Here is a 2,193-nt window from a genome sequence, read left to right as displayed (position 1 = left end):
TCTAGGTTGGATCCAGGGCCAATTCAATTTTACAGAACTTTCGTTACGCTACCCTGTCAACTGCACAGGATACCCTGGGGTTAGTAAAGTATGTGGTTGATTAAGCAGGTTCAGACTTAGAATAAACACCAAATTTATTTTCAATTACTGATCCTTCCTCGGGAGACATGAACAGATGATTCGATTTCCATCTACCAATGTACTAATCTTTGGATTGCTGCTCTGGACGGTAATCACTGGCGGATGCATTGGAAGTGACTACGTAGCCAACCGGGATATCCTGGTCTTCAAGGTCGATGCGGAGGGAAGAGAACAGTGGCATACCCTTATCGATACGGGAGGCGACGATGCAGCCCGGGCCTTCGTGGAGACATCCGATGGAAGCTATATCATTGGCGGTCAAATTGCGACAGTAGGGACGAATTACAAAGAGTTCTCCCATGTACTCGAATTGGATGGTAACGGTTCTGTCGTCTGGAACGCTTCCTCCCCCGGGGAATCGGTAAACTCGATCATGCAGACCGCCGAGGGCACCGTTGCGGCGGTCAGCGGTTCTCTCGGCGGCTCCCGAATCCTGCTCTTCGATTCGTCGGGAGTTCCGCTTGGCAAAGGTGGCCTGGGAGAAGAGATGGATGGGATCGGGCTTTGGATCATCCCGACTTCCGATGGAGGGGCCGCCATAGCGGGTGAAACTGTCTCAAGGGGTATTGGAGCCGGGGACGTATGGGTTCTCAAGCTAGACAAGAACTGGGTTCCGGCCTGGCAGAGAACGTTTGACAGCGGTGCGTGGGACTATACCAGTTCCATCTTTCAGACCTCGGACGGAGGATATCTGGTCGGAGCTCGAATGGATTCCGGCGGTTTATCAGATCGGGATCTATGGATTCTCCGGCTCGATCCATCGGGCATCCTGCTCTGGAATCAAACTTTTCACGAGAGTGGGATAGAAGAACTGCATTTCATGCAGGAGATCCCAGGATATGGTTTCCACATCATATATAAAATTGCAATTCTGGAGAACAATAGGTGGAAGGCAGTCACGATGGAGGCAGTCATGGATCTGGATGGGAATGTGCGGAATCATCAAACTCTCAATGCTTCTTGTCCAGTCATACGGACATCGGATGGCGGATATGCTTTTGCGGAGCTTTCCAGCCGTGATGATATGCGCATTCCCCGTATTCTGAAGTTCGATGCCAGGGGCTCACGCGAATGGGAGACGTTCTTGAACGCTAAACTGCATGGAGGGGCGGTCATCTCCATCACCGAGACATACGATGGTGGATATGCAGTTCTCATTAATGCCGAAAATCCTTATGATCTGTATAAAAGGCGCTGAGATGTTCTTACGAAGCCATGCAAATGAACGTATTCGATGACGTGGGATTCACAAAGCGATGGTATGGTCGTGGAAATTGCAGCTGATAGCCTGCCGATCCATGAATTGCACCTGCGGTCTATCCACTGACACCGATAAAGAGAGTCCGCTAGATTCTGCACCGTTTCAGGGTATGATGGTCAATCGCTTATCTGGTCAATCGCTTATCAGGTCAATCTGATTACCAATATTCGCATGAAGGAGTATTTTCCCTGCAGTTTTTTATTTTATTCGAATAACAATCGGGGAATTTATTCCTGTTCAGGGTACGTCTGCCGCAGAAACTCCGTGTTACCCTAAAGCCCAGGAATCACAATGTGAAAACTCTCATAATTATCGCTCTGCAGAGGTTGTAACGTGTAGATGATGGAGACACAAATCTCTTATACAGAAAAGCAAAGGTTTCAGTGTAGCTCGGGGTTCACACATCTTAGCCGGATAGGAGAACCCCGCTGCTGCCCGTAGGCATTTACCAATGCGCTTCTGATTAGATGAAGTTTTGGATCATGCCTCCGATAACGAGTGGAACAGAGGTAAAAACATGAAAATCCCTAGGAGATCCGGTGTGCCCGGACGAATGAACACTGTCGGAGCCGAACTCCATGATAGCGTTCTGAACTGCCTCAGTTCTTTGGAGGTGGTAGAAGTATGAAAATTTCCATTTTAATTATGGTTATTGCAGTAATCTGTATTACTTTGGTGTCACCCACAACGGCTCTGGAGAATTTATCTGAACGCATAACAAACGGTCATTTTGACCAAGTTACCAGAACTTACGAACAATTACTTTTGGATGAAGAGCTGGGTATTTTTTC

General features: G+C 48.1%; 1 protein-coding gene. It reads left to right on the top strand.

Annotated elements, in window-relative coordinates; genetic code table 11:
• The first annotated feature begins 175 nt into the window (after positions 1-175).
• Positions 176-1,339 (top strand): hypothetical protein, encoded by a 1,164-nt coding sequence (locus QMC96_13265; GenBank protein MDI6877724.1) that lies wholly within the window; start codon positions 176-178, stop codon positions 1,337-1,339.
• Positions 1,340-2,193: the final 854 nt, after the last annotated feature.

The sequence above is a fragment of the Methanomicrobiales archaeon genome, assembly GCA_030019205.1.
Classification (GTDB): domain Archaea; phylum Halobacteriota; class Methanomicrobia; order Methanomicrobiales; family JACTUA01; genus JASEFH01.
The sequence above is the reverse complement of the archived record's forward strand: the minus strand, read 5'-3'. Positions and strand labels throughout refer to the sequence as shown.